Origin of the sequence: Streptomyces sp. NPDC096152 (assembly GCF_044763235.1) — a bacterium.
Lineage (GTDB): Bacteria > Actinomycetota > Actinomycetes > Streptomycetales > Streptomycetaceae > Streptomyces.
This window is the reverse complement of record NZ_JBIWFW010000009.1, coordinates 422,788-446,652: the sequence shown is the minus strand read 5'-3', so window position 1 is coordinate 446,652 and position 23,865 is coordinate 422,788. Positions and strand designations below refer to the sequence as shown.

22 protein-coding genes and 7 pseudogenes are annotated in these 23,865 nt (G+C 68.6%); 18 read left to right on the top strand and 11 right to left on the bottom strand.

Translation table 11 applies throughout. The features are described 5' to 3' along the window. Nucleotides 1–9: 9 nt before the first annotated feature. The 3 genes from ACIQ9G_RS30270 to ACIQ9G_RS30260 are packed head-to-tail and all read right to left on the bottom strand — an operon-like array spanning nt 10 to nt 2,734. Nucleotides 10–975: a PdxA family protein gene (locus ACIQ9G_RS30270; RefSeq protein ID WP_403615799.1), complete on the bottom strand. Its 966-nt coding sequence runs from the start codon at nt 973–975 to the stop codon at nt 10–12. Then, entirely contained in the window at nt 972–1,436 is a 465-nt protein-coding gene (locus ACIQ9G_RS30265) for an aromatic-ring-hydroxylating dioxygenase subunit beta (protein WP_403615796.1), read from the bottom strand. Before ACIQ9G_RS30265 ends, ACIQ9G_RS30270 begins: the two co-directional genes overlap by 4 nt. Then, nucleotides 1,436–2,734 carry an aromatic ring-hydroxylating dioxygenase subunit alpha gene (locus tag ACIQ9G_RS30260; RefSeq protein ID WP_403615794.1) on the bottom strand — a complete coding sequence of 433 codons (1,299 nt, stop codon included), beginning with the start codon at nt 2,732–2,734 and terminating at the stop codon, nt 1,436–1,438. Before ACIQ9G_RS30260 ends, ACIQ9G_RS30265 begins: the two co-directional genes overlap by 1 nt. A gap of 115 nt (nt 2,735–2,849) precedes the next feature. Here ACIQ9G_RS30260 and ACIQ9G_RS30255 point away from each other — a divergent pair, with 115 nt between their 5' ends. From ACIQ9G_RS30255 to ACIQ9G_RS30240, 4 genes and pseudogenes are all read left to right on the top strand, one after another. Beyond that, entirely contained in the window at nt 2,850–3,599 is a 750-nt protein-coding gene (locus tag ACIQ9G_RS30255; RefSeq protein ID WP_403615791.1) for an IclR family transcriptional regulator C-terminal domain-containing protein, read from the top strand. 158 nt (nt 3,600–3,757) lie between these two features. Further along, entirely contained in the window at nt 3,758–3,973 is a 216-nt protein-coding gene (locus tag ACIQ9G_RS30250) for an amidohydrolase family protein (RefSeq protein ID WP_403615907.1), read from the top strand. Between the two features lie 29 nt (nt 3,974–4,002). Continuing rightward, on the top strand, nt 4,003–4,317 hold the full coding sequence (locus tag ACIQ9G_RS30245) for a hypothetical protein (RefSeq protein WP_403615789.1): 315 nt from the start codon (nt 4,003–4,005) through the stop codon (nt 4,315–4,317). Nucleotides 4,318–4,606: 289 nt separating this feature from the next. Beyond that, a pseudogene (locus ACIQ9G_RS30240) lies at nt 4,607–4,759 on the top strand (sterol-binding protein); the annotation flags it as partial. 78 nt (nt 4,760–4,837) lie between these two features. Here ACIQ9G_RS30240 and ACIQ9G_RS30235 read toward each other — a convergent pair. Beyond that, nucleotides 4,838–5,374 carry a hypothetical protein gene (locus ACIQ9G_RS30235; protein ID WP_020937384.1) on the bottom strand — a complete coding sequence of 179 codons (537 nt, stop codon included), beginning with the start codon at nt 5,372–5,374 and terminating at the stop codon, nt 4,838–4,840. 226 nt (nt 5,375–5,600) lie between these two features. On the opposite strand from ACIQ9G_RS30235, the gene ACIQ9G_RS30230 reads away from it, so the two are divergent. After that, nucleotides 5,601–6,116: a hypothetical protein gene (locus ACIQ9G_RS30230; RefSeq protein ID WP_403615787.1), complete on the top strand. Its 516-nt coding sequence runs from the start codon at nt 5,601–5,603 to the stop codon at nt 6,114–6,116. Between the two features lie 234 nt (nt 6,117–6,350). After that, nucleotides 6,351–7,256: a Ku protein gene (locus ACIQ9G_RS30225; RefSeq protein ID WP_403615785.1), complete on the top strand. Its 906-nt coding sequence runs from the start codon at nt 6,351–6,353 to the stop codon at nt 7,254–7,256. Between the two features lie 45 nt (nt 7,257–7,301). Here the strand turns inward: ACIQ9G_RS30225 and ACIQ9G_RS30220 are convergent, their stop codons facing one another. Together ACIQ9G_RS30220 and ACIQ9G_RS30215 are read right to left on the bottom strand one after the other, a co-directional pair. Beyond that, complete coding sequence (locus tag ACIQ9G_RS30220) at nt 7,302–7,685, bottom strand: helicase associated domain-containing protein (RefSeq protein ID WP_403615782.1); 384 nt, start codon at nt 7,683–7,685, stop codon at nt 7,302–7,304. A gap of 462 nt (nt 7,686–8,147) precedes the next feature. Then, nucleotides 8,148–9,287, bottom strand: a complete 1,140-nt coding sequence (locus ACIQ9G_RS30215) for a PucR family transcriptional regulator (protein WP_403615779.1) — start codon at nt 9,285–9,287, stop codon at nt 8,148–8,150. A gap of 132 nt (nt 9,288–9,419) precedes the next feature. Here ACIQ9G_RS30215 and ACIQ9G_RS30210 point away from each other — a divergent pair, with 132 nt between their 5' ends. From ACIQ9G_RS30210 to ACIQ9G_RS30190, 5 genes and pseudogenes are all read left to right on the top strand, one after another. Next, nucleotides 9,420–10,430 (top strand): ferredoxin reductase, encoded by a 1,011-nt coding sequence (locus ACIQ9G_RS30210; RefSeq protein WP_403615905.1) that lies wholly within the window; start codon nt 9,420–9,422, stop codon nt 10,428–10,430. 7 nt (nt 10,431–10,437) lie between these two features. Continuing rightward, complete coding sequence (locus tag ACIQ9G_RS30205) at nt 10,438–11,556, top strand: fatty acid desaturase family protein (RefSeq protein WP_403615777.1); 1,119 nt, start codon at nt 10,438–10,440, stop codon at nt 11,554–11,556. A gap of 58 nt (nt 11,557–11,614) precedes the next feature. Continuing rightward, nucleotides 11,615–11,689: pseudogene (locus tag ACIQ9G_RS30200) on the top strand (DUF6207 family protein); the annotation flags it as partial. A 66-nt stretch (nt 11,690–11,755) separates the two neighbouring features. Next, nucleotides 11,756–12,006, top strand: a pseudogene (locus tag ACIQ9G_RS30195) (transposase); the annotation flags it as partial. 1,146 nt (nt 12,007–13,152) lie between these two features. Then, the gene (locus ACIQ9G_RS30190) at nt 13,153–14,022 is read left to right on the top strand and encodes an alpha/beta fold hydrolase (protein ID WP_403615774.1); all 870 of its coding nucleotides are present in this window, start codon (nt 13,153–13,155) and stop codon (nt 14,020–14,022) included. Nucleotides 14,023–14,079: 57 nt separating this feature from the next. Here ACIQ9G_RS30190 and ACIQ9G_RS30185 read toward each other — a convergent pair. Then, nucleotides 14,080–14,365, bottom strand: a pseudogene (locus ACIQ9G_RS30185) (transposase); the annotation flags it as partial. A 64-nt stretch (nt 14,366–14,429) separates the two neighbouring features. Between ACIQ9G_RS30185 and ACIQ9G_RS30180 the strand changes: the two are divergent. After that, complete coding sequence (locus tag ACIQ9G_RS30180) at nt 14,430–14,765, top strand: ankyrin repeat domain-containing protein (protein WP_403615772.1); 336 nt, start codon at nt 14,430–14,432, stop codon at nt 14,763–14,765. Here the strand turns inward: ACIQ9G_RS30180 and ACIQ9G_RS30175 are convergent. Continuing rightward, a pseudogene (locus tag ACIQ9G_RS30175) lies at nt 14,737–15,476 on the bottom strand (IS5 family transposase); the annotation flags it as partial. The gene ACIQ9G_RS30180 and the pseudogene ACIQ9G_RS30175 sit on opposite strands and share 29 nt — an antisense overlap. Nucleotides 15,477–16,280: 804 nt before the next feature. On the opposite strand from ACIQ9G_RS30175, the gene ACIQ9G_RS30170 reads away from it, so the two are divergent. The 5 genes and pseudogenes from ACIQ9G_RS30170 to ACIQ9G_RS30150 all read left to right on the top strand — a co-directional run bounded on the left by ACIQ9G_RS30170 (nt 16,281) and on the right by ACIQ9G_RS30150 (nt 19,583). After that, complete coding sequence (locus ACIQ9G_RS30170; RefSeq protein WP_403615769.1) at nt 16,281–16,976, top strand: AAA family ATPase; 696 nt, start codon at nt 16,281–16,283, stop codon at nt 16,974–16,976. After that, complete coding sequence (locus ACIQ9G_RS30165) at nt 16,973–17,212, top strand: hypothetical protein (RefSeq protein ID WP_403615766.1); 240 nt, start codon at nt 16,973–16,975, stop codon at nt 17,210–17,212. The genes ACIQ9G_RS30170 and ACIQ9G_RS30165 overlap by 4 nt, the downstream gene beginning before the upstream one ends. A gap of 469 nt (nt 17,213–17,681) precedes the next feature. Continuing rightward, entirely contained in the window at nt 17,682–17,855 is a 174-nt protein-coding gene (locus ACIQ9G_RS30160) for a hypothetical protein (protein WP_403615763.1), read from the top strand. A 341-nt stretch (nt 17,856–18,196) separates the two neighbouring features. Next, a pseudogene (locus tag ACIQ9G_RS30155) lies at nt 18,197–18,334 on the top strand (transposase family protein); the annotation flags it as partial. Nucleotides 18,335–19,394: 1,060 nt separating this feature from the next. After that, nucleotides 19,395–19,583, top strand: a complete 189-nt coding sequence (locus ACIQ9G_RS30150; protein WP_403615761.1) for a hypothetical protein — start codon at nt 19,395–19,397, stop codon at nt 19,581–19,583. 1,438 nt (nt 19,584–21,021) lie between these two features. Here the strand turns inward: ACIQ9G_RS30150 and ACIQ9G_RS30145 are convergent. Next, nucleotides 21,022–21,741, bottom strand: coding sequence for a hypothetical protein (locus tag ACIQ9G_RS30145; RefSeq protein WP_403615759.1), 720 nt, complete (start codon nt 21,739–21,741; stop codon nt 21,022–21,024). Between the two features lie 322 nt (nt 21,742–22,063). After that, a complete protein-coding gene (locus ACIQ9G_RS30140) occupies nt 22,064–22,225 on the bottom strand; it encodes a hypothetical protein (protein WP_403615756.1) in 162 nt (53 codons plus the stop codon). Between the two features lie 1,221 nt (nt 22,226–23,446). Between ACIQ9G_RS30140 and ACIQ9G_RS30135 the strand changes: the two are divergent. Then, nucleotides 23,447–23,692, top strand: a pseudogene (locus ACIQ9G_RS30135) (IS110 family transposase); the annotation flags it as partial. On the opposite strand, the gene ACIQ9G_RS30130 reads toward ACIQ9G_RS30135, so the two are convergent. Continuing rightward, nucleotides 23,667–23,855, bottom strand: a complete 189-nt coding sequence (locus ACIQ9G_RS30130) for a DUF6207 family protein (protein ID WP_403615753.1) — start codon at nt 23,853–23,855, stop codon at nt 23,667–23,669. The pseudogene ACIQ9G_RS30135 and the gene ACIQ9G_RS30130 overlap by 26 nt on opposite strands. Nucleotides 23,856–23,865: the final 10 nt, after the last annotated feature.

Genomic DNA, 23,865 nt, shown 5'->3' with positions numbered 1-23,865 from the left:
TCAGCCCTCCTAAACGGTCGGATCGAGCAGCTGGAGAGCTGCGAGAACGGCGCCCGGGTCGGCACTGCCCTGCCCGGCGATGTCGAAGGCGGGACCGTGGCCCACGCTGGAGAACGGCGCACCGGCACCGATGGTGACTGCGGCCGCAATACGTCCGGCCAGGACCTTGACCGGGATGTGCCCCTGGTCGTGGTACATGGCCAGGTACGCGTCGTGGTCGCGGGCGCCGCCGAGCAGGATGTCGGCTCCGGTCGGGCCCTCGGCGGTGACGCCGCGCTCGCGGAGAGCGGCCACCGCAGGCTCGGTGACCAGCTTGTCGTCGTCGCCGAACAGGCCGTCCTCACCGGCGTGCGGATTGATCCCGAAGACGCCGATCCGGGGATCGGCGATACCGGCTGCCCGCAGCACCCGGTGCAGCGCCAGCCCGGCGTCGGTGACCAGCTCGGGAGTGAGCCGCGCCAGCGCGTGGGGCAGCCGCTCGTGCAGTGTGACGTGCGCGATCCGCAGACCGCCGCCGACCAGCATCAGGAAGACCTTCTCGAGCGGGATGCCGGTGAGCTCCGCGATCAGCGGCGGGTAGCCGGTGAAGGCAATCCCGGCCCGGTGGACGGCGGTCTCCGAGTGCGGGCAGGCGACCACACCGGCGTAACTGCCGTCCATCGCCAGCCGTACCGCTGCGGCGGCGTACGCGATGGTGGCGGCGCCCGCGGGCGCGGTGACCTGACCCACCGCCAGGTCACCGGGGGCCAGGGCGCCGACGTCGACCAAGTCGCACACGCCGCGCTCGGCGGCCGCACCCGGCTGCGCCGCGCGCAGCGCGAGCCCCGCGCGCTCGGCGTACGGTTCGAGTACATGACGGTCGCCCACCACGACCGGCGCCCGGTCACCGAGCTCGGCGACCGCCGCGAGCGCGATCTCCGGCCCGATCCCGTTCGGATCGCCGGTGGTGAGCAGCAGCCTGGGCGTCCCGGTCACAGCGGCAGCACCAGTAGTGTGTCGGTACGGGAGCTGTCGCAGACCACGATCCGCTTCTTGATCAGGGCCCTGCCGTCCTCGAAGACGTACTCGTCGAGATAGCGGCCGCTGGCGAACATGTCGGTCGGCCCGTTCCCGGTGATGCGGATGACCAGGAACGAGGTCTCGCTGGTCGCGCCGGCCTCGCTCTCCTCCAGTACCGCGGGCTGGCCGAGCATGTGCCGGTAGGCGTGCGGCTCGTAGATGTTGGCCTCCTTCAGCGCGGAGACCCGGTCTTTGAGCATCGCCTTGCTGTTCGCCCAGATGATCCCGGCCGGCAGCCCGCGCCGGTGGTTGTCCGCCGTGGTGACCTTGTAGAAGGCGTCGTCGGCGAAGAACTCCGGCCAGTCCTCGATCGGGCCGTCATCGATGGCGCGGACGTAGTGCCCCTGGGCCCGGCTGATCAGATTGTGTGCATCCATCAGGCCTGCGCTCCCTTGCCCGCGCCGACGGTGAAGCCCATGGCCTCGCGGTAGACCTTCCAAAAGCCGCGGATCGAAGCCTCGGTGACCCGACTCTCGCTGGAGACCGCCTGGTCACCGCCCATCTGGACGGTCGCGCACTCCTTGCTCGCCCCGGCGATGCCCCGCTGCACGAAGCCGCCGATGGCGCCGTCCTCCATGGAGACATAGCCGGCCGGACCGACCAGGTTGGACTGCTTGAGGCGGATCAGCTGCTGCTCCTCGGTGTCGTCTTCGAAGCCGAGGTAGGTCCAGTGGAGGTCGGTGGAGTCGACCCCGGTCGGCAGCACCTGGCGTACGGCGACGGAGTTCTGGATCTGCTGGAGTACGAAGCCGGGCGAGACCGAGAGGATCTGCAGCGTGATGTCGTCCCCGACCTCGCTGAAGCTGTCGACCAGCGACGGGTCTTCGAGCTGGTACTCGGAGTCGGAGCGGATCTTCTGGTCCTTGTAGTGCTCCCCGGCCTCCGCCTCTCGGTTGATGGCCGACCAGCTCACGTGGTGGCCGCCGTTCTCCGAGACGATGATGCCGCCCTTCTGGTTCAGCTTGTTGAGCCCGAAGGTGGTGAAGAACAGGTGCAGGATGCTGGCGTGGTAGGAGTCCTTGACGTTCTCCATGTACAGCTTCCAGTTGTTCGGCAGGCTCTGGGTGAACCGGCCCAGCACGACCGGCTTGCGGCCGCCGAGGACCCGCTCGATCCGATCGAGGATCTCCTGGCCGAGGTACTCCTCGATCTCCGGCACGTCGTTGTCCAGGCTGCCGAAGACCAGGCCGTGCACATTGGCCAGCCGCAGCCGACGGGGGCTGTGGGCGGCCTTGCAGAAGTCCGGCGCCATGCCGCCCTTGCCGTTGATGCCCTCTTCGAAGGCGACACCGGTGAGGTCGCCCTGCAGGTTGTACGTCCAGGCGTGGTAGACGCAGGTGAAGTCCCTGGCGTGGCCGTAGTGCTCCATGGCGATCAGCGAGCCGCGGTGGGCGCACCGGTTCTCGAAGGCGTAGATCTGGCCGTCGTGGTCGCGGGTCACGAGCACCGGCTGCTCGCCGATGAAGGTGGCGCAGAAGTCGCCCGGTTCAGCCAGCTCGGCCTCGAGACAGAGGTAGTTCCACATCGGCCCGTGGAAGATCCGCTCCTGCTCGGCCCGGTAGACATCCTCGTCCTGGAAGACCCAGTACGGCACCTCGGTCAGGGACTCGGGCCAGCTTCGCTCCGAGATCCCGGCCGGCGCCGGAGCACCCGCCCCCGTGTTCCGCGCGCTCATGCGTACACCTCCAGCAGTCTTGACAGCTTTCGTTCGCTATGCGAACATGTGATTGTTTTCCGAACGCGCCGCCAGTAGATGTGCCAGCGGTCACATCTGTCAAGAGGGGGGCCACATGGCCGTCGAAGGAATGGCAGGGCTTGCCAAGGGACTCGCGGTCCTCGAGGCATTCGGGGACGGCGCTCCCCGGCTCACCATCAGCGATGCGTCCCGCGCCACCGGCCTGAGCCGGGCAACGGCACGCCGCTGCCTGAACACGCTCACCGAGCTCGGCTACGTGACCTTCGACGGGAAGTTCTTCGCGCCCACTCCCCGCGTACTGCGCATCGGCGCCACCTACGGCGAGTCCGCCTCGCTTCCTCAACTCGCCCAGCCGCACCTCGCCGCCATCCGCGACGCAATCGACGAGTCCGCCTCAATGGCCGTGCGCTACGAGAACGAATCACTGTTCATCGCGCGCAGCGAAGGCACCCGGCTCATCGACAACGGCATACGTGTCGGCGCCCGACTCCCCCTCTACGCCTCCTCCACCGGACAGGTTCTGCTCGGCGCCCTGGACGCAACCGAGTTGGCCGACTACCTCGCCGCCGCTCCGTTTCCCGCACGTACCCCGGAGACCCCCACCACGGCCGCCGCAGTCGAAGACCGCGTCCGGGCTGCCCGCGCCGCAGGCATGGCGATCAACTGCGAGGAGCTCGCCCTCGGGCTACTCTCCATCGCCGTACCGGTCCACGATCCGGCCGGGCAGCTGGTCGCCGCCATCTCGGTCAGCGCCTCGAGCTCCCGCGTCACCGTCGATGAACTCCGCGACCGGGTTGCCCCGGTGATGCAGCAGCACGCCGCATCGCTCGGCCGGCAGTTGTAAAAGACAAGATCCAGTCAACCTGTCAGTTTGTCGACGGCAGCCACACTCTGGGGTGAACTCGGCCGGTTCGTCGACGACGTCGGCCTGCGGAGGCTCTCTCGTACCCCGGGCATCTCCATCCACCTCGTCCTGCGTGCCCTGGTCCGCTTCGGCCTACCCTGCACCTTGCGCTGGCCACGGCCACCCGCATCCCCGCCACAGTATTCGGCGTGGACGAGAGCCTGGGCACCCTGCACGTGGGCAAGCTCGCGGACTTCGCCGCTGTCGCGGGGAACCCCTTCGAGGACTTCAACGGCCTCATCAAGATCACTACAGTCGCAGTCGGCGGAGAAGTCTTTGAAGTGCCCAAGCTCATCGACGCCTACGGTTCATAGAGCCGGACAGTGCCATCGCGGAGTGGGACATGTACTTCGAGGAGCCCGCGGCCGAGCTCCCGCCGATCGAGCAGCTCCTTGCATGGCCGTGGCCGGAGTGGGTCACTGCCCCCTTGAACGATGGTGTTGAGGTGTTCGCTCTGCCGCCGCGGTTGATCCGGGCATTGGCCGACGCCACCTCCGTTGAGCTGGAGGAGCTGGCAGATCGCTGGACCGCGAGGCTCAGGTCCGCCGACGGGGACGAAATGACCGACGATGATCTGCTGGCGGTCCTGCAGACAGTGTCCCGGCTTGCGGCGTCTGCGGTGACCACGGGCGGCGGCCTCTACAGCTGGAGCTTCTGACCGTCCGGTGAACCTCTTCTTGGGCGGCGGCGTCGCCGTTTCTGGCTGGGCGAGCCAGGAAAATGACACGGCGCTGGGAATCCAGCACATGACATGGCGTGGGAAGTCCAAGAACCGTCGAGGTCAGAGGTGCGGCAGATGACACGGGTCGCGGGAACCTACACCTCTTTTCGGCGCTGGCCCACACCGGCCGGGGCGATGAAGCTGCCGCAGGTGCCGCTTGCGTCCGTTGCCGGCTGAGTTGTGGTCCGGCCTGTCGGGGCCTGCCATCGAGTGTGGAGCGGTTACGGACTGCACCATCCTCATCGAGCCGGTCACGTTTCTCCTGATGGCGCTCGGGCGCCGGGGCCAGTGGGGTCCCCTCGCTCAGGGCCGCATCCTGGTCGGGGGGCGCAAGCCCTGGCTCGCTCCGCGTTTCCCGGCTCTGTTCAAGGCGCCCTGAGCGCGACGGGCCGCGGCGGCCCGACGGTGGCCGGCTGCCTGTGGTCGTACGGGCTCGGTGGTCACCCGGGTTCGGTGGTCACCCGGGTTCGGGGGCGGTGACGGCCGGGGCGGCGCCGAGGAGGCCGAGGAGGGTCTCGCGGTGGAGGTCCGCGATCGGGCCGAGGAAGTCCGGGTGGCGCAGCAGGGGGGCCGCGCGGTGGTCGCGCGGGCTGGGGATGGTCAGCCGGCGCGCGTCGCCCACGCTGTCGGGGCCGTGGTGGGTGGCGGCCAGGCAGGCGGCGGCCAGGGCGGCGAGGTCGGCGTCGGCCAGCAGGCAGGCCGCCCAGCTGACGACGGTCTCGTCGACCTGGGTGCGCCAGGCGTGGGTGGCGTCCGTCAGCGGGGGTGCGTCGGCGCCGGTGACGAAGTCCAGCCGGCCGGAGCCGCCGGGGCCGAGCAGGTCCAGCAGTTCGGCGTCCAGCGCGGTGGGGTAGCGCAGGGCGGCGGCGATGGTGGCCGCATGGCCTGCCTGGGCTTCGGCCAGGGCCTGGTTCAGCGGGCCGGTGGCCGGGGGGAAGGCCGCCAGCAGCCAGCGTGCGGAGGCGGCGATGACGGGCGAGAGCGCGGTGGGCATGGTGGACCGTCCTGTGCGTATGCCCGCCTGTCCTGGGTGTTCCGGTGTGGGTGATCCGGTCGCGGGCACTGCGCGCCCGGGCGGGGAGGTGCGGACAACGGTACGGCGGCCTCCCCCGGGGGCGACAGGAGCTGCGTCACAGCCGGGGATCACCCCCTGGCCTTCGGCACTGGCTCCCCACTCCTTCACCGGGGACGCCCGGGTCAGCCGGGCGCAGGTGACGTCGATGGTCGCCACCTACGTGTGGGGGAAGGGAAAGAGCGGCTCCCCCGGCGGCAGCGGACCAACCACCCTCCACAAGATCCTGGCCGCTGAGCACCTCCCGGACGAGGCGCTGGCCGGTGCGGTCACCGCGTTGAGCGAGCGCGGCGCAGAGGCGGCCTATGCGGGGCTGCGTGGCCGGATTCCCGGGTTCGGGGCGTCCTTCTTCACCAAGTTCCTGTACTTCGCGGGCAAGACGGTGAAGCCGGCGCACGGCCCCGGTCCGCTCATTCTCGACCGTGTCCTGGCCCGGCGGATGCGCTCCCTGGCCCGGGCGGTCGGCCAGGAGACGGGCCACGACCCCGACGGCTCGGTCGCTGCCTGGGTCTGGAGGGACCGGGACTGGTCGCCCCACCGCTACCAGGTCTACCTCTCCTTCATGCACGCCGCCGCCCGCCAGGCAGCGGCAACGGGCCACTGGCCCTCCAGCGCCTCCCCCGACCTGCTCGAGTACGCACTGTTCAGCGGCGCATGGGAGTAAGCCGCCTGCCGCCGCGGCCGCAGCCGCTGTGCCCGCCCGGGCGTCGCGCCGGTGACGGCGTGCTGCCCGCCGGGGTGAGCAGGCGCCGTCGCCGAGGTGGTGGGCGAGGGCGGAGGACATCACCCACCCGCTCGCGTCGCGTCCGGCGGATCACGGTCGGGCGCTTGTGTGGTGCACGTGATGGGGGGTGGCTCGTAGGCTGATGGTGCTCGGGGCCTGCTGCGGAGGTTCGTCATGCCCCGAACGATCTGGTCCGGCGCCATCAGCTTCGGCCTGGTCACCGTGCCGATCCATGTCCAGTCGGCGACCGAGGATCACTCGGTGCGGTTCCACCAGTACCACCTCGCCGACATGGGCCGCGTCCGCGTCCGAAAGATCTGCGAGCTCGAAGACCGAGAGGTGCAGCAGTCGGAGATCGGCAAGGGCTACGAGTACTCCAAAACACAGGTCATCCCCATCAGCGACGCCGAGCTGGCCAACCTGCCCCTGCCGACAGCGAAGGCCATCGAGATCGACGCGTTCGTCCCGCTGGAGACGATCGACCCGATCCGGCTCAGCGAGGGCTACTACCTCTCCCCCGACGGGCAGGTCGCCGCCAAGCCGTACAAGCTCCTCCGCCAGGCCCTCGCCCGCTCCGCCAAGGTCGCCGTCGCAAAATGGGCATGGCACGGCCGGGAACGCCTCGGCATCCTCCGCGTCCGCGACGACGTCCTCGTCCTCCACCTCATGCGCTGGCCCGACGAGATCCGCGACTCTGCCGAGCTCGCCCCGCCGGCCGTCGACATCGACGACACGGAGATCGAGGGCGCGCTGGCGTTGATGGACACCATGAGCCGCGACGACCTCGAAGGCGAGGAGTTCCGCGACACGTACACGGAGGCCTTGGAGCAGATCATCGAAGCGAAACGCGAGGAGAAGCCCCTGCCGGAGGCGCCGGAGCCGGAGAAGCCGGGGAAGGTCCTGGACCTGATGTCCGCCCTGAACGCGTCCGTCGAGAAGGCGAAAGCGTCTAGGGGCGAGCACGCCGAGGTCCATGAGATGCCGAAGCAGAAGACCACGGCCAAGAAGACAGCGAAGAAGACGGCCGGCAAGAAGACCACGGCGAAGAAGACCGCGGGCCGAAAGCCGAAGACCGCCTGAACCACTCCTCGCCCGCTCCCGTGTCACCCCTCCCGCACCCGCTCCCTACGCGCCGCCTCCAGAACCACCCCGGCGGGCCGCCAAGGGGGTCGCGTGCCTCGGTGCAGCCCGGCGAGCTGGGTGTCGTGGGTGAGGGCGGCGGGGTCGGCGAGGTGGGCCGCGCAGCAGGTGGTGCTTGCGGTGCCAGTCGGCGCCGTGGGGCAGGCGCCAGGTGGGGTCGAGGGCGGTCAGGGCGTTGGCGCGGGCCTGGTCGAGGGTGTTCTTGGCGGCGAGGTGGCGCTGTTCGGCGAGCCAGGCACCCTCCGGGGTGGCGGCGGGAGCGGCGAGGTGACCGTGGCTGCGCAGGTAGTCGGCGGCTGCGGCGAGGCGGGCGCGCCAGGCGGCGTCGTGCTTGTCCCAGATCATGCGCAGCGCGTCGAGTTCGGCCATCCAAAAGATGTCGACCTGAGCGATCTTCGGGAAAACCAGAGGTCAGATCCCATTTCCTGGCCCATTGCCATGCATGCGGGTGCCCAGGGCGTCAAACGAGCATCACGGCCGACAGTCCGTCCCTTCAACCCGGTCGCTTCAGCCTTCGCCAACACCCTGCTCGACGCGACCGGCGTCCGCCTCGACCAACTCCCGCTCACTCGCGACCGGGTCTGGCCGGGGCTGCGAGACGCGGGCCTGACGGATCGGTAGGTGAGCGACTCGTGGTGGAACGCTCCCGTCGGCCGGCCTGCTGCACCATGATCGCGTCGCCCACCCGGACCGTCCCGGCTTCAAGGACGTCCAGGTAGACACCGAGGCACGAGAGCCGCCCCAGGTCGAACGCGGGGACGCGGTGCTCGCGGGCGACCCCGCGCATGGTGCCGGGATCCGCCGGGAGTTCGTGGACGGTCGAAGTACGCGTCAGCTGACCCGAAGACCGACCGCCAGCGTCAGTTCAAGGACCCGGTGTGGCGATGCGAGATCCGGAAACAGCTCCCGCAGCTGCGACATCCGGTACCGGACGGTCTGGGGATGGACGAACAACGCCGCCGCCACCTCATCCCGCCTGCCCTGGTGCAGCAGCCAGGCCCGCAACGTCTCCTCCAGCCGCCGCGCGGTTGCGACAGGCAAGGACCGCAACGGTGCGAGGGCTCGGGCACGCAGGTCTGCGAACGCGTCCATGTCGGCGCTCAGCACCAGCTCGGGCAGGTGGTCCTCGGTGTCGCGAATATCAGAGGAGAGGGAGCGCGCGCGTACGGCTCGTGCGTACGAGGCGGACGCGCGAGTCCATGGCCGGGCCGGGCCGACCACGGCGGTGCGGTCGGTCAGCTGCCTCAAGAGATGTGATCGGTCGGCATCGGGGACGAGCAGCACACCGGTGGCGTCCGCCAGATCGTCGAGGACGAGGGTGTTCGGATCGAGCGTGCGGTAGGCAGGCCGGGCCTGGGCGGCGGGCAGCAGGACCGCGGTCAGCGAAGCCGGAGGCTGCCACCCGGCCCGTTGAGCAGAGACAAGCAGCACGTCCGGGCTCGCGCCGGCGAGGAGGTCGCGGGCCAGGTGTTCCAGGTGGCGCTCGTGGTCCCGGCCCCGGGCGGCCAGTTCGTCGGCGTGGCCCGCGGCGCTCGCGGCGGAGAGCTCGTCGATGTAGGCGAAGGTCAGCTCGGCGAACTTGGCGACCTCGGCGGCGGGCAGACCTGCGGATACGGCACCCGCTGCCAGGCACCGCCAGGCCACGCGGGCGCCGACGCGGTAGGCGCTGAGCAGGGCGTCCATCGAACGGCCGTCGCGTACCTCGCCGCGGCCCAGCTCGTAGGCCGCGTCACCGCCGTCGCCGCCTGTGGCGTTCCCGCTCGCGAGATCCAGGTAGTGCCCCAGGGCGGTGCGGACGGCTCGGCGGATGGTGGCGCCCATGTGGCCCGACAGGGCGTTGGCGTAGGGAGGGACTTCGTCGATGATCGCCTGGACGACCTCGTCGGCGGTGGTCTTCAGCGCGGTCCTCAGTGCGGTGACCGTCGTCTCGTCCAGGGCCAGTTCGCTGGCCCTCCGGATTGCATGGCTCATGTTTTTGTTCCCTGCGAACAATTTCACCGACCAGATTCACGTCCTACGGTCAGGACTTTACGCCCTGAGACGTAGCAAGCTGGAGTCATGACGAGTACAGCCCTGCGCAGCAGGGCGTGGAAACTGCTGGAGATGGTCACGACGCCGCTGCTGCCGTCGGACTACCTCGACCTGGTCAGCCCGCTGCGTGCGGGCGCCGACCTGCGGGGGCGCATCGAGGCCGTACACCCCGAGACCGGTGACGCCGCGACTGTCGTGATCAGGCCGGGGCGGAGCTGGCGCGGCCACACAGCCGGTCAGTACGTGCGGGTCGGGGTCGACGTCGACGGGGTGCGCCTGTGGCGTGCCTACTCCATCACCTCGCCGACAAACCGCCAGGACGGCTGCGTCACGATCACCGTGAAGGCGATCCCGGACGGCAAGGTCAGCAACCACCTGGTCCGCAGGGCGAAACCGGGCACGCTGATCCAGCTCGACCAGGCGACCGGTGATTTCGTGCTGCCAAAGGCCAAGCCCGCCAAGGTGCTCTGCCTGACCGCCGGCAGCGGCATCACACCCGTGATGGGCATGCTGCGCGACACCGAGTTCGACGACTTCGTCATGGTCCACTGCGCACCCCAGCCGCAAGACGTGATCTTCCGCAGCGAGCTGCACGACCTGGTCGCGGCCGAGAAGCTGCGGCTCACCGAGGTGCACACCGCCACAGACGGCATGCTCGACATCGCCCGTCTCGACGAACTCGTGCCCGACTGGGCCGAGCGCGAGACCTGGGCTTGCGGGCCGGCGGGCCTGCTCGACGCCGCCGAAAAGCACTGGAGCGAGCACGGCGTACAAGAGCGCCTGCACACCGAACGCTTCCGCCCCAGCATCGTCGTCGCCGGCGACGGAGGCGAGGTCACGTTCAGCGCCACCGGCAAGACCGTCGACGCGGACGGCGCCACGCCGTTGCTGGACATCGGCGAGGAGGCCGGCGTGCTCATGCCCTCCGGGTGCCGTATGGGCATCTGCTTCGGCTGCATCACGCCGCTCAAGGCGGGCGCCGTCCGCGACCTGCGTACCGGCGAGATCACCGAGGCCGAGCCGGGCGTCCTCATCCAGACCTGCGTGTCCGCCGCGGCGGGCCCCTGCGACATCGAACGGTAGGAGCACTTTGACCGCCATCGACCCCACCGACCACCTGACCGCGGAGCAGATCGAGGACCTCGGCCGGGAGCTGGACGCGATCCGCGACGAGGTGATCGCCGGCCGCGGGGAGAAAGACGCCGCCTACATCCGTAAGGTCATCTCGGCGCAGCGCAAGCTGGAGCTGGTCAGCCGGGGCGTGCTGCTGTTCTCGATCTTCCCGCCGGCGTGGCTGCTCGGCACCGCCGGTCTGTCCGTGGCGAAGATCATGGACAACATGGAGATCGGCCACAACATCCTGCACGGCCAGTGGGACTGGATGCGGGACCCGAAGATCCACTCCACCACCTGGGAATGGGATCACGTCTCGCCGGCCGACCAGTGGAAGCACTCGCACAACGAGCTGCACCACACGTACACCAACGTGATCGGCAAGGACAACGACCTCGGCTACGGCATCATGCGCGTCGACGAGGACCAGAAGTGGCACCCGTTCCACCTCGGCCAGCCGCTGTGGAACTTCATCAACGCCTGCTTCTTCGAGTACGGCATCGCGGCGTACGACCTGGAGCTCGGCAAGAACCTGAACAAGCGCCGCCGCAAGAACCCGGAGTTCCGCGCGCGGGCCAAGGCCGTGGGCCGCAAGATCCGCAAGCAGGTGCTCAAGGACTACGTGATCCACCCGCTGCTGTCGGGCCCGTCGTTCCTCCCCACGCTCGCCGCCACGTTCACCGCGAACCTGGTCCGCAACATCTGGTCCCACTCGGTGATCATGTGCGGGCACTTCCCCGAGGGCGTGCAGGTCTTCGAGCGCCGGTCCATCAAGGGCGAGACACGCGGCCAGTGGTACCTGCGCCAGATGATGGGCTCGGCGAACATCAGCGGCAGCAAGGCCATGCACTTCATGACGGGCAACCTGTCGCACCAGATCGAGCACCACCTGTTCCCGGACCTGCCGAGCAACCGGTACGCCGAGGTCGCTGTGAAGGTGCGCGCGCTGTTCGAGAAGTACGAGCTGGAGTACGTCACCGGACCGCTGCCCAAGCAGGTGTTCTCCGCGTGGCGCAAGGTCTTCCGGCTCTCGCTGCCGAACAAGAAGCCCGAGGTCAAGACGCCGGACCGCGAGGAGGTGCTCGTCGCGGCCTGATTCCCGGTACTGGTTCAGATCTTTCGGCCGTACCGGCGGCACCGCCGGGTTCGGTGAGATCCGTAGCGGACGGTGGGCGACCGCGACATCAGACCGTACGACACAAGATCCGCGGCAGCCCGGTGTCCGGCTGCGCTGCCTGACGTGCGCCAGGAGCTCAGCACACAGCCCACGGCGAGGCGTTGTAGTGCGCTGCCCTGTCCTGGTCGGCGACGGCAGCAGCTTCCCGAGCGCCGCCCACCTGGCCTCCCACGCCAGCCTCGCACCGGCCACCAAATCCTCGGGGACCTCCATACACGGCGCACGCACCCCCAGGCAACCGACAGCTCACACGCGCGATATTCCTCTCCGCGTTCAGCCGCCCTCCACGACCCCGCCTCCCGCACCTACTACGACCGCTGCCGAGCCCGAGGAAAGACCCACACCCAGGCCCTCCTCCGACTCGCCCGGTAAGTGATGAGGCAGCAGGCGACACGACCACCGATCGCTCCCGGGCATGACGGGTGGGCAGGTGCGCTCGCAAATCCGGCGCTCCTCCGAGAGCAGCACAGGAACAAGGACCGCGTAAGGCCGCCGACCGCATGGTGCGTGCCAGTGCAGCCGATCTCACGGCCCGTAGCCGCACCGGAGCGCTCCGGTGCGGCTACGTCGTCTCACGGCTCCGCACAGATGTCCCGTCAGACGTTCCCCGGCGGGTTCGCCGTATCACCCGCTACGGCACAGCTGTCACGAGATGGGCGGATCCTCCCGGAGGAGAGGGCCCTGACCTGCGGTTTCATGCCCGAGCTGGAGTAGCTGCACGCCCATGGACGGTCTCTACAACCTGGCCCTGGTCAACAAGTAAGAAAGACACATAAGGCTTGCGGACGGGCGGCACCGATGCCGGTGGCGCCGCCCGAGCCGCACCACGTCCTTGCCCGGCAACCCGTCTTGAAGGCAGGCAGGAGCGCCTCCGCGGACATGGCTGTGCCCCAGGGCCCGCGCCAGGAACTGACGTCTCATCAGCACGAGCGTCACGTGAGCGTCAGGGCTGCCCTGCGCGGCCCAGGCGACGACCGGAGGCACCACACGCCCGTCTTCCCGGCAATGACCGGAACAGCAGGTCAGAGGCGGTCGTACGACATGCGGCGTGCTCCACCCCTTGCACCCAGGCAAACAGGTCGACCCAACCCGCCAAGACCGACCTCATCCGCAAAAGAGCAGGTCAGGAGCACTTCTGGGCGGGCTCGAGAATCGCAACGCGGTCCCAGACTGCGACGGCCGACTGCCACTCGTACCGCGCGGTCAGAAACGCCCATGCAAAGACCGCAGCGCCTCAAGCTCGATCGTCGTCATTGTCGCCCGGTCGTCGAACGGCGGAAACCGCATGCGGAACGCTCCGACCCCGGCAGCTGCAAGACACTGTTGGCGAATCCAGGCAGTTGTGTCCACGGGATCTGCGGGGCATGAGGAAACCTGTGTCGGTTCAGCACTCGTCGGCAAAGGGGGCCAGCTTGCGCAGCCTGTTGGCCCGGTGGTCCGTGTGTGCGAGTACGGGGTTGTCCTCGGCCGATAGGCGCCGTGACGGTGTGTCAACGAGGGCGGGAGGTCCAGGCCTTGTTCGAGGGCTTTGAGACCAGGCGAGTCCAGGTCGATGAAGCATCGATTTTCGTTCGCTACGGCGGCGAAGGGCCGCCGGTGGTGCTGCTGCACGGCCATCCCCGGACATCTGCGACCTGGCATCGCGTCGCCCCGTTCCTCGTCCGACGCGATTTCACCGTGGTCTGTCCCGATCTCCGGGGATACGGCCGATCCAGGGGTCCGGCGCCTACCGCAGACCACGCGGGATACTCCAAGCGGGCCGTCGCTGGTGACGTGGTCGAGGTGATGCGCTCCCTCGGCCATGCCCGGTTCGCGCTCGCCGGGCACGACCGAGGAGGTAGTGTCGCGCTGCGTCTTGCCCTCGATCATCCCGACGCGGTCTCGCGGGTGGCGCTGATCGACTGTCTGCCCCTCACCGAGCACCTGTCCCGCATCACGACCGAGTTCGCCACGCAGTGGTGGCACTGGTTCTTCTTCGCCCAGCCGGACATCCCCGAGCGGGTCATCAACGCCGATCCGGACAGCTGGTACTGCGGTGACCCCCAGAGCATGGGGCGGGAAAACTATGACGAGTGGCGCGCGGCCACGAGAAACCCCGACGTGGTGCGGGCGATGCTGGAGGACTACCGGGCCGGTCTCACCGTCGACCGGCGGCACGAGGAGGACGACCGCGCGGCAGGGACACAGATCCAGTGCCCGGCGCTGATCCTCTGGTCGCTCCGGGACGACCTTGAGGATCTGTACGGCGACCCGGTGAAGATCTGGCGGCAGTGGGCACCGGACGTACGCGGCCACGGCATCGACTCCGGGCATCACGTGGCCGAAGAGGCTCCAGAAGCGCTCGCATCTTCCCTTACGGACTTCTTCGCCGGACGACCTGAGTGAGAAACCGCTGGGCCGCCTCCCGCAGAGCACCGTAGGGAAGTGCTCAGCGCACGAGCTCTACCCAGCCGGCCGCAGGGCTGCCAGATGGGAAGTGCGGGTGCAGGCCCTTGGGGTGCCGGTCCACCAGGCGTGGAGTCGGTGGAAGTTCATAGCGGTGGCAGTGAGCTGATGTTGTAGCCGGGCCTTGGCCACGCCGCGATACCGGCATTGCCGCAGACCGAAGGTCCGAACGCCCCAACGCCCGAACGCCCGAACGCCCGAACGCCCGAACGCCCTGGGAGATGGTGCCCTCGACACCGGCCCGGTGTGCATACTGCTCCTTCCACTCCTTAGAAGTCATCTCAATTGGTGGCTGATGACGTAGTTAGTCGCTGGCAGGCGTGCTGTGGGGACAGTTGAATGTCGTGGTGAGCGACTACTGGACACCCGCGCATCAAGCGGTCGAGCAGGAGGACGCAGAGGCCCTGGCCCGATTGCTGGCCGCTGGTTCCGATCCCGACGAGGTCTTCAGCAACATGACGCTGCTGACGCACGCGATCGACGCCGAGGGTGATGGCTCCCTGCAGAGCGGGCAGCCGTTGACTGTGCACACCACGGCCGTGTTGCTGGCCTTCGGGGCTGATCCGGAGCTCGCAGACCCAGACGGTCGTACCCCCATGGACATGGCCGATCACTATGGCCACGACCTGGCCGTGAAACTGCTGCAGGCCCACATCAGCAGACGAGCCGCCGATAACAGATGAGGGTGCAGGCGATGCTCGTGAAGGCGAGGAAGTGCTCGGCCTTGCGCTCGTAGCGGCGGTGCAGGCGGCGGCAGCCGGCGAGCCAGGACATGGTTCGCTCGATGGTCCAGCGGTGGCGGCCGAGCCGCTGCGAGGTCTCGGTCCCCTTGCGGGCGATGCGGTGCTTGATGCCCCGCCCTCGTAACCATCGGCGCAGGTGAGAGTAGTCGTAGCCCTTGTCTGCGTGGAGCTGTCCGACCTGCGTCGCCGCCGCCCGCGGCGGGAACGGACCGGAGGTATGCCCTTCACCAGCGGGATCAGTGCCTTGCTGTCGTGCACGTTCGCACCCGAGATTCCGACGGACAGGGGCAGACCCGCCCGCTCGGTGATCAAATGGATCTTCGATCCGTACTTACCCCGGTCGACAGGATTCGGGCCCGTATGGCCCCCCCTTTTCAGGGCCCGCATGTTCACCGAGTCGATTGCGCAGCGGGACCAGTCCAACTCGCCGCGGGAGCCGAGCTCGTCGAGGACCAGGCGGTGGAGCTTGGCCCACACCCTGGCCTTCGACCACTCGGCGAAACGGCGGTGAGCCGTCGCCCCCGACGGACCAAACGACGCAGTGGGCAACTGCTGCCACGTGCAGCCCGACGTGGCCACGAACACTATCGCGGCCAGCACCTCACGGTCGCCATGCCTACGGCATCCACCGCCCGGAGGCCGCGAAGGCGCCTCACCCTAACCCCCACCCCTGACAACACCCCACGCCCTGAGGGCGGTCATTCCACGCCGCCACTGACCCAGCACGACGGGGACGTCATCGTGGTGAGTGCGGCTACCACTGCGGCCAGGGCGCCCCGGCCTGCCGGCCCCACCCCAAACGGGCCCCCGCACCCCCAAACCCAGGGCCGAAAGCAAAACCGAACCACACGCACCAACCCGTACAGCGGGAGATCAAGCTCGGCTCGTGGACAGGCAACCAAAGCAACCGGGCCACCACGCTGACGCCGGAGCGAGTGGAGCAGCTCTCGGCGATCGGCATGCGATGGGCATCGCGGCGATGCAACCAGTCATCATCGTGGGGCTGGCGGCTCGTTACCGGGACAGCAGCGGCCATCTGGCGTTCCCGGTCGCGGGTGGGAGTGTGGGATGCCGTGATCGCCTGCCCCGTCGACTACTCCGAGAACCCTGTGCTTGACCGATAGACCGGGCAGTCTGCACGGCTCGTTCTGAGCCGCCGGCCCAGGTCTGGAAGTAGTGCGGGGTCGGCAGGGCCGCGAGGCCTGCCCGCGCGGTTCGGCAAGTGGAAAACGGTGCGCGACTGGCGTCGTCGATGGCCGGTTGAGGACACACGGACAGCATCCTGCGGTCCGTCAGGACGGCACTGACGCCGATGCCCGCATCGAGGGGACGAGGGTGGGCGTGGAATCGACCTCCCGCCAGACCCTCCGGCACGGGGCTGGCGCGCGTCAGCAGCTTTCGGACCTGGTTCGTGTTAGCCCGCGGGAATGATTCACCGGTGCCGCTGGGTGAACTGTGGACGGTGTTTCCGCGTCGGTGGCAGTCGTAGGCCCGCGGCCGTTAGCGTCGGCTCCTGTGCCGCACAGCTATGCATTCGTGAACCTCAAGCCCGGAGTGGGGAAAACGACCAGCGCCGTCTGGTTGGCCCACGCACTGCACGCCTCGGGCCTGTCACCGTTGCTTGTGGACAGCGACCCCGCGTCCTCCGCGCTGCGCTGGAGCGAACTAGCGGGCGGGTTCCCGTTTCCCGTGCTCGCTCTGCCGGTGGGCGACGTGCACCAGCGGGTGAACGACTTCCTCGACAACCGGCGGGCCGTGGTGTTCGACGCCCCGCAGATGGAGGACCACGCCCACATCGCCCGGTCCATCATGAGGTACGCGAGCGAGTGGATCGTGCCCGTGACCCCGGCTCCCATCGAGCTGGACCGCATGGCACCCATCGACCGGGAAATGGACGACATGCAGTCCCTGCGCACCCATCCGGCCCGCGCAGCTGTCCTGCTGAACCGCACCAATCGTCCCGACGCCACGCGGACCGGCCCCGATGCCGACGCCCGCGAGGCCCTCAGCGAGCGGGGTTTCGACGTGTTGTCCACGCACATCCCGCGGCTCGACCTGTACTCCCAATCCTTCGGCAGCCCCGTCGAGGTGAAGGGAACGGCCTACATGGACCTTGCCGACGAACTCATCAACCGTCAGGACTCCGTGTGAACCAGCGCAAGGACGCCTATCGAGCCGCGCTGCGGCGTCGGCCGGACGGCACCACTCCCGCCACCGACACCACTACCACCACCGCGGTCACGGCGCTGGAAACCCGCTACGTCAAGGTGATCATCGAATTGGACCACACCGTGGCGCGTGCCCTCAATGACTGCTTCGGACAACCGCTGTCCGCGCTCAAGCGCGCCGGTGCGGCGAGTCTGCGGCTGCTGAGACACAACCAGTAGCCATCACGCGCTCCAGGCCAGCATGGCCACAGGCGCCATGGCCACCGCTGCGCGGAGCACGTCGCGGCTCTGCTCGCAGGGAACCGGGGCGGCATGCCCACCATGAGTGACTAACGCACATTCAAGTCCCAACCTCCGTAGTCCAGGCATGCCCGGAGAGGCCGTCCGCGCAGACGTCGTGCCATCTCGACGCAGACGAACTCCCGGTGGGCGTCCTCGGCGAGGTGGGGCAGCGCGCGGTGGGGTCGTGTTCCACAACGACGGCATCGCTGTCGAAGCTGCGGCCAAGATCCGGACCGTTCCCGGACCACTGAGCCGCCTCAAACTTCGGTGGCACGAACTGCCCTGGGCACCAATCTTCAGTGACCACGCTCAGCCTTCGTTGCGACAGAGCAGCCGGCACGAGAAGGGCCGGGCTGGCGGCCGCAGTCCGGTTCGTGGTCGCCGCGGTTAAAGGTGTCGTGAAGCCTTGGCCATCACCTACGTCGTCGGGGAGATCGCCGCGTTCTCTGTGGCGTTCGCGATCAGCCCGAATCCGAAGGACGACAGTCCCGTGCCGGGGTTCCTGAGGGTGTTGCTGATCATCACGGCGGCGACGCACACCGCCCTCCTCGACAACGAGGAGATCACCGTGGGGAAGTAGCCCGCGCAGCGAGCGGCTCGCCGGACCTTTACCCAGAAACCGGCGGGCCGTACCACACCTCTGAGTGCGCCCCCGCGGGGACCAGCCACGCTCGCCAAGGCCACCGCACCAGGGAAAGCCGCGTAAGTGCTCCCACTGGTCGGGGCCGCCGCCCCGCCAGTCGGTCAGCTCGGCGATGTCCAGCTCGTCCCAGCCCTCCAGGCCGGCCCGCTCCAGGAACACCGCCAAGTCGTGCAGCCAAGAACGCGGACCCGATCGGCGTCCCGTCGACCGCCACCCGCCGAACCGCCTTTCTCGGCCGACGGGAAGACCACGACGCGCGCTGCCCTCATGCCCCAGCGACCCGTGAGGGTGACCGCCGCTGCAAACTCCGTCCGCACCAGCATGCGCTCGTCGCTCTCGCCTACCTGCGCAATCACGACACCCTCGCCCAGATCGCGGCGGGCTTCGGGATATCCGTGGGCACCGCTCACGCTTACTGGTCCACCTCAAGACCGACCAGAGGACGCTGAAGCGTCGCCTTGAGGTGCGGAACGGCGAAGACGGTGCCAACTCCGTCGCCGTGGATGAGGCGACCTGGCCAACTTCGAGGAACCGGACGGAGAGGGTGAGCAGGTCGTCGTGCGGTCCTCGACCTGAGGACCTGGCGTTGTAGGAAGAGAGGGCGCCCTCTCCAGCGGATGCCCATCTCGCTGCGAAGGCGGGCGCGCTCGCTGGTGGGCTGCCGAGTTGCGTGCTGCCCCGAGGTCAAGTAGACGACACCTGACAGTTGAACGCGTTCAAAAATGATGGGAGCATCCTGGGGGAGGCGGGAGGGTGCGGATGGGCGACAAGACGGTGCGTCAGGTAGGCAGACCGAAGGAGAGGCCCCCCGTCAGCGGGTTCTTCGCGGCGTCCCTGTTGTGGGCGGCGCTGGTCGTTGTCAGCCCGTGGATCCCTCTCGCACTGGACGTCACAGACCTGACGGGCATTAGCATCGGGCTGAGCATGCTGGCTGGCGGCTCTGTCCCGTCCCTCTTGTTGGGGATTCGCCTCGGGCGTGCACGCGCCTGCGAAGTGCTAGGAGTGTGCGCCGCCCTGGGGCTGTGGCTCTGGATCCTCGACTTCGCGGTCTTCGGTGACCCGAACGTTCACTCGCCCCACGGGGAAGACATCGTCGTCCCAGGGATTCTCGCCGCTTGCCTCGTAGTGGCTCCTCTTGCGGGAGGGGCGTTTGCGGGTTGGTGTTGCAGGCAATTCCGACCGGTCGAATGAGAGAAGGGTGAGCAGACGGTAGCCAATCAGCAGCGCCAGGATCCCAGTACCTCGTCGCCCCGGCTGGGCCGAGGACCTCCACCGCCATCAGGGCCTCATGGACATCCTGCCGGCTACCACCGAAGCCACGGCCGAGCAGACCTCTGACAGGGTGGACGGGCCCGGCTGGTGACGTCGGTGCCGTAGGGGTCCAGCTCCTCTGTCATCCACGCGCCGTGGATCTCACCCTCGGCAGCTGCAGGATGTCGACCGTACTACGCCGCGATGGGATACACACTGAGTGGCGTGTCCCTGTTCGCCGGGGGTGGTGCCGGTGTGGTCGCCGCCTGCGGCTCCAAGCTGCCCTACGGTGAGACCGCTTTCTCAGGAAAGGCGGACAGACAGTTCCCCGATCCCCTGCTTCGGTTCACCGAAGGACGCCCGGTCACAGTCGACGTCCACAACGACACCGGCATCCCTGAACTACAGGCATAGCCAGCGAATTCCCGCCCATGTGGACGGGGTCGCAGAGGAGGGCACCCCGTACCTCCCACGGGACGCGGCGCGTGTCGTTCCGGACCGGCCGGATTCCGCTCCCACCCCGGACACGGTGCGGTGGCTGGTCACATTCGCTGCCGATCAGTGGGCGGCGGCGAAGCAAACTCGATTCCGCCGACGCTGACCAGGCCCGTTTCATACATCATGTCCGACTGTCAATGCTGCGGCCACCAGCCCCGGATCCCGGCGTTCACGTCCGCGCCAACGTCGGGCCTCGTCGCGAGCGTCCTGCCGCGCCCCTCGCCGGGCCCGCACTCTGGTGCCAGGCTTACGGTGGCATGGCAGCCGAGCCTGTGCTGCTGCTCCATTCGACGGAACTGCGGTTACGGCTCGGACGGTGGATCGTTGGCTGTGTATGAGCCGAAGTCCCAGGTTCCGGGATCTGTCAGGGTCGCCGGCGTTCGACCAGCTCAGGGCGGAGCTGGCTCGCGCTGCCGTCTCGGTGGCTGGGGAGAAGTCCCGGCGCCGGAGAGTGGCCGAAGAATCGATTCGCCCGCTGGGTACGGAGACGGATGGCGAAGGTGGCGAGGCGACGCCGCCCGGCTCGGAATGACAACCGGTCGCGTTGGTCGCTGGTTGTCGGCAGTCTGCTGAGCCTGGTTCAAGGAATGGCGACAGTGATCGCGTCGGCGGTGAGCCGGTCGGTTACTTCTGCCTCCCAGCGGCTCGTCTGGTCTCGCGGTTCGCTTGGGGAGGCGCGGGTAGATCGCGCCAACCGAACGAGCTCTCGCCGTGATCGAGGTCGTCGATGACCTCACCCGCGCGTCGCGGCGACCGCTCCGCAGCGAGAAGGGGTATCCGCTGGGGCGACCGGCCGATGTCAGCGGTGGCCTGACCGCCCCACGCGGCACCAAGATGATCGATTCCAAGGGACCGGCTGCGCGCACAAGAGGAGGGAGCCCAACGTCGGTGTGTGCAGACAGAGTTGGACTCCCTCGCCACCGCACTCGGCCACCAGGACACCTGAAGCAGAGCGAAATCGTCCAGCCCGGGCCAGCAGGTCGGGGATGTCCCTGCGGTACAGCCGCGCAAGGCCGATCAGCGACAGCGGATCGGTTGCGGCAGCCTCTTCCACGCGGTGGTCCTGCTCCAGGGCCCGAGTTCTGGCCGAGATCGGCGACGACCGCACGCGCTCGCAGACGGTGGGCGAAGAACGACCCGCTCAACGACGCCTGCCATCTATGGGCCTTCGCGTCACATGGGCATCCACTGGGGCCAGCGCCCGCTACCGACGTCGGCGCGAACAAGGCGACTGGCACCCCGCCGCCCAGCGCAACCTCTTCAACCACATGACCCGACAGCTCCACCACTGCCTGAAACAGGGCAGGACCTATGACGAGTCCCTGCCTTCGGGGGCCCTCCCCCGAGACCATTGTCAGCGCGGCTTGAGCCGCTCAGCGGGGGGTGAGACAGGCTTCGAGAGCGGCTCGCTGTTGTGGGGGCAGGTGGTCGCCGAGGGGAACTTTGCGGGGGCTGTGATCGCCCTCGCAGAGCCAGCTCTGTTCGTCATCGTCGAACCACCAGTCCCCGGCGCCCCACATGGGGTGTCCCTGGAGCAGGCGTCTGGCCAACGCCTCGCTCGCTTCGGGCGCACCCTGAGCGGCCAGAGCCTCGACCACCCCGTCACGGCCTCCTCCGGAACCGCCGCGTCGCCGAGAACCGGCAGAAGAAGGAGGAGACGGGTGTGAGGGTCGGTAACGCCTCCCGCACCCGGTGGTGCCTCCAGCAGGGCGGTGAGCTCGGGCCAGCACAGCCCGGGGCCGATGCGGTCCTGATCGTCGCTGGCCAGGACGAGATCCTGGCTCCAGTCGGGATGCGTGAGGAAGTAGTCCGTGCTCGTGAACTCCTCGCCGCTGTTGTAGTGCAGGACGATCGTGAAGCCGCCGACCAGAGGCACCGTGAACATCGGCCACGCCGACGGATCGTGGAGTTGGTCCAGCATGGCGGCGGCGTCGCCCGCATCGGAGCCGAAGGCCTCTGGCGGGTGCCCCTCGGACAAGTCCGCCAAGTGCGCGGGCCAGAAGCCCGGCTCATCCAAGAGCGGAAGCCCGTCCACGACGGGCGACGAGGAGTACCAGTGCCGTGCCATCACCATGCCGGGATTCTCTCCAAGCCCGGTCACCACTGTTCGACGACCCCGGCCCTCACGGCCAACCGGCTTACGGCATAGCCGCGTCAGGTGTCCCTAGGCCGATCCGGCCGGCGTTCCCTGACCGTGGCCGGACGTCGCATGGGCCGGACGTCGCATGGCGTCGGCCCGCTCAGGTGGGTACTGATCGTCGTAGCCGAAGCGCGCAGCGCCCTCGATGGAAGCATCTGGCAGTAGGGGTGGTCGCCAGTCGCGTCGAGGCGATGGAAACGTTGCGTCGGCCGTCTCGCGTCTCGTTCGCCGACTGTGTCCGCCCGGGCCCCGCTTCTTATGGGGCTTGAGATTTGGCTGCGGGCGGCCAGTTTTCCTCGTGTTCGCCCTCGGCGCGTACATCCGGCGGGGTAGGCGCGGTGATATTCCGCTGTTCCGCGGAGCGTTCCTTCACCTCTTCGTCGATGTGTGAGGTGTCGTTCTCCTCGGAAGTGTTCATCGTTATGCCCCTTTCACCGGTTCTGCCGCACGTGGAGCACAGGTTCCCCGGGTCAGCCGCACCACACACGCTGTGGGCATCGACGCAGTGATGCGAAAGAGTGAGCAGGTATTTCAGGAGATTGCAGCGACGCCGATGCCGATGCCGATGCCGATGAACAGCCAACCGGTCCTCAGCTCCCAGCGGTGGCGGACCTTCGGGCGGGCGAGGAGGATGCGCGAGTAGCGCCACCGCGGCCATCGCCGCGGTCGGAAGGACCAGCCCCCAAGCGGGCGCTCCGGGATGGACGAGAATGGGGCGACGCTGAGCCCGGTGGTAGAAGTGCCCCACCCAACGCCCAGCGACGTAGGTGATGACGGCCAGGACCACCGTCGTCAGGAGCGCCCCCTGATCACGGTTGCGAAGGCGGCCGCCCATTCCCTCGTGTTCCTGCCGAGGTAACTGGCGTTCTTCCTCAAGTAGTCGAACTCGGGCGACCCAGGATCGCCCCCAGACAGAGCAGGAGGGTTCCCGCGACGCGGAACCCCCAGCCCCCGGGAGAACCGATGCCACCGCCTTGAGTAACCTGCCAGGCCAGCGCACCGGCGCCGTTGAGTTCCGTCTGGAGCGGCGAGCGGACGTCGGCCCCATGCCAGGCGGTCAGACTGGCGCCAGCGAAGCTGAGCAGGCCGATCGCCAGGGCCACCGCTTTCCCCGCGGTCGTGCCGAGCTTGCACCGCGCCCAGTCTCGGGGCGAGCGCCGTCCTGTCTCTTCGGGGGCCCGGAGTGCTCCGCGGAGCGTGAGGATGGTCGGTCATTCACGGATCCGTACCTCGGAGTGGAGTTCGAGTCATCCGTTCGCGACGTCGCGGCGCCCGGGAGTGGTGTTCCGAGGTGGAGCCGCCTCTGTGAGGCCCCGGCTCCCCTGCCAAACGGCCGTCGGTCCGCACCTGCCGCGCCGTTCCATTCTGGCACTCGGGGGCGGCACGCGCAGTTCGGGAGGCGCACACGCCGAGACGTCCCCGGCGTCTGCCACAAGGGATGAACCGGGGCGGGGCACGAGGGTTGTGGACCGCGTGGACCCATGCAGGATGACCCTATGGCGATCGAACTCATCTCCTCGCTCTCCGCCGACGTGAAGCTCGGCGGCCCCGGATGCGAGGAGGAAAGCGGGCGGCCGAGGCCGTGCTGGGGCATCCTCTTCCGGCGCCCTCCACGAACAACGCCGACACAGAAACCTAGATCAGCGCCCTGCTGGAGGCACACCCTCTTTCCAAAGTTCTGACCTCGATGCCGGGGATCGCGGTCAGGACCGCCGCCACGCTGCTGGTCACCGTCGGCGACGGCACCGGCTTCTCTACTGCCGCCCACCTGGCCTCCTACGCCGGCCTCGCCCCGACCAGGAAGTCGTCGGGGACCTCGATCCACGGCGAACACGCGCCCAGAGGCGGAACCCGGCAGCTCAAACGCGCGATGTTCCTGTCCGCAGCCGGGCGTCGGCTGACCGGCGTCCCGTGCCGTTTGCTCCGCTGTCGCCGTCGCCCAGCGTCCGGCGAGCCCCTGCCTGGAAGGCGTTCGCGATGTCGTCTTCGGCGGCCGCGACGACGACCAGGCCCGGCTCGCGCACGTGCGCCTCGTTGATCGGTGCCATGTACGAGCGG

Bases quoted from the DNA above. Each gene is read 5' to 3' on its own strand.
- ACIQ9G_RS30255 (WP_403615791.1), top strand. From the start codon at position 2,850: ATGGCCGTCGAAGGAATGGCAGGGCTTGCCAAGGGACTCGCGGTCCTC.
- ACIQ9G_RS30225 (WP_403615785.1), top strand. From the start codon at position 6,351: ATGCCCCGAACGATCTGGTCCGGCGCCATCAGCTTCGGCCTGGTCACC.
- ACIQ9G_RS30245 (WP_403615789.1), top strand. From the start codon at position 4,003: ATGTACTTCGAGGAGCCCGCGGCCGAGCTCCCGCCGATCGAGCAGCTC.
- ACIQ9G_RS30220 (WP_403615782.1), bottom strand. From the start codon at position 7,685: ATGGCCGAACTCGACGCGCTGCGCATGATCTGGGACAAGCACGACGCC.
- ACIQ9G_RS30265 (WP_403615796.1), bottom strand. From the start codon at position 1,436: ATGGATGCACACAATCTGATCAGCCGGGCCCAGGGGCACTACGTCCGC.
- ACIQ9G_RS30140 (WP_403615756.1), bottom strand. From the start codon at position 22,225: ATGAACACTTCCGAGGAGAACGACACCTCACACATCGACGAAGAGGTG.
- ACIQ9G_RS30145 (WP_403615759.1), bottom strand. From the start codon at position 21,741: ATGGTGATGGCACGGCACTGGTACTCCTCGTCGCCCGTCGTGGACGGG.
- ACIQ9G_RS30130 (WP_403615753.1), bottom strand. From the start codon at position 23,855: ATGGCACCGATCAACGAGGCGCACGTGCGCGAGCCGGGCCTGGTCGTC.
- ACIQ9G_RS30260 (WP_403615794.1), bottom strand. From the start codon at position 2,734: ATGAGCGCGCGGAACACGGGGGCGGGTGCTCCGGCGCCGGCCGGGATC.
- ACIQ9G_RS30230 (WP_403615787.1), top strand. From the start codon at position 5,601: ATGGTCGCCACCTACGTGTGGGGGAAGGGAAAGAGCGGCTCCCCCGGC.
- ACIQ9G_RS30210 (WP_403615905.1), top strand. From the start codon at position 9,420: ATGGTCACGACGCCGCTGCTGCCGTCGGACTACCTCGACCTGGTCAGC.
- ACIQ9G_RS30235 (WP_020937384.1), bottom strand. From the start codon at position 5,374: ATGCCCACCGCGCTCTCGCCCGTCATCGCCGCCTCCGCACGCTGGCTG.
- ACIQ9G_RS30215 (WP_403615779.1), bottom strand. From the start codon at position 9,287: ATGAGCCATGCAATCCGGAGGGCCAGCGAACTGGCCCTGGACGAGACG.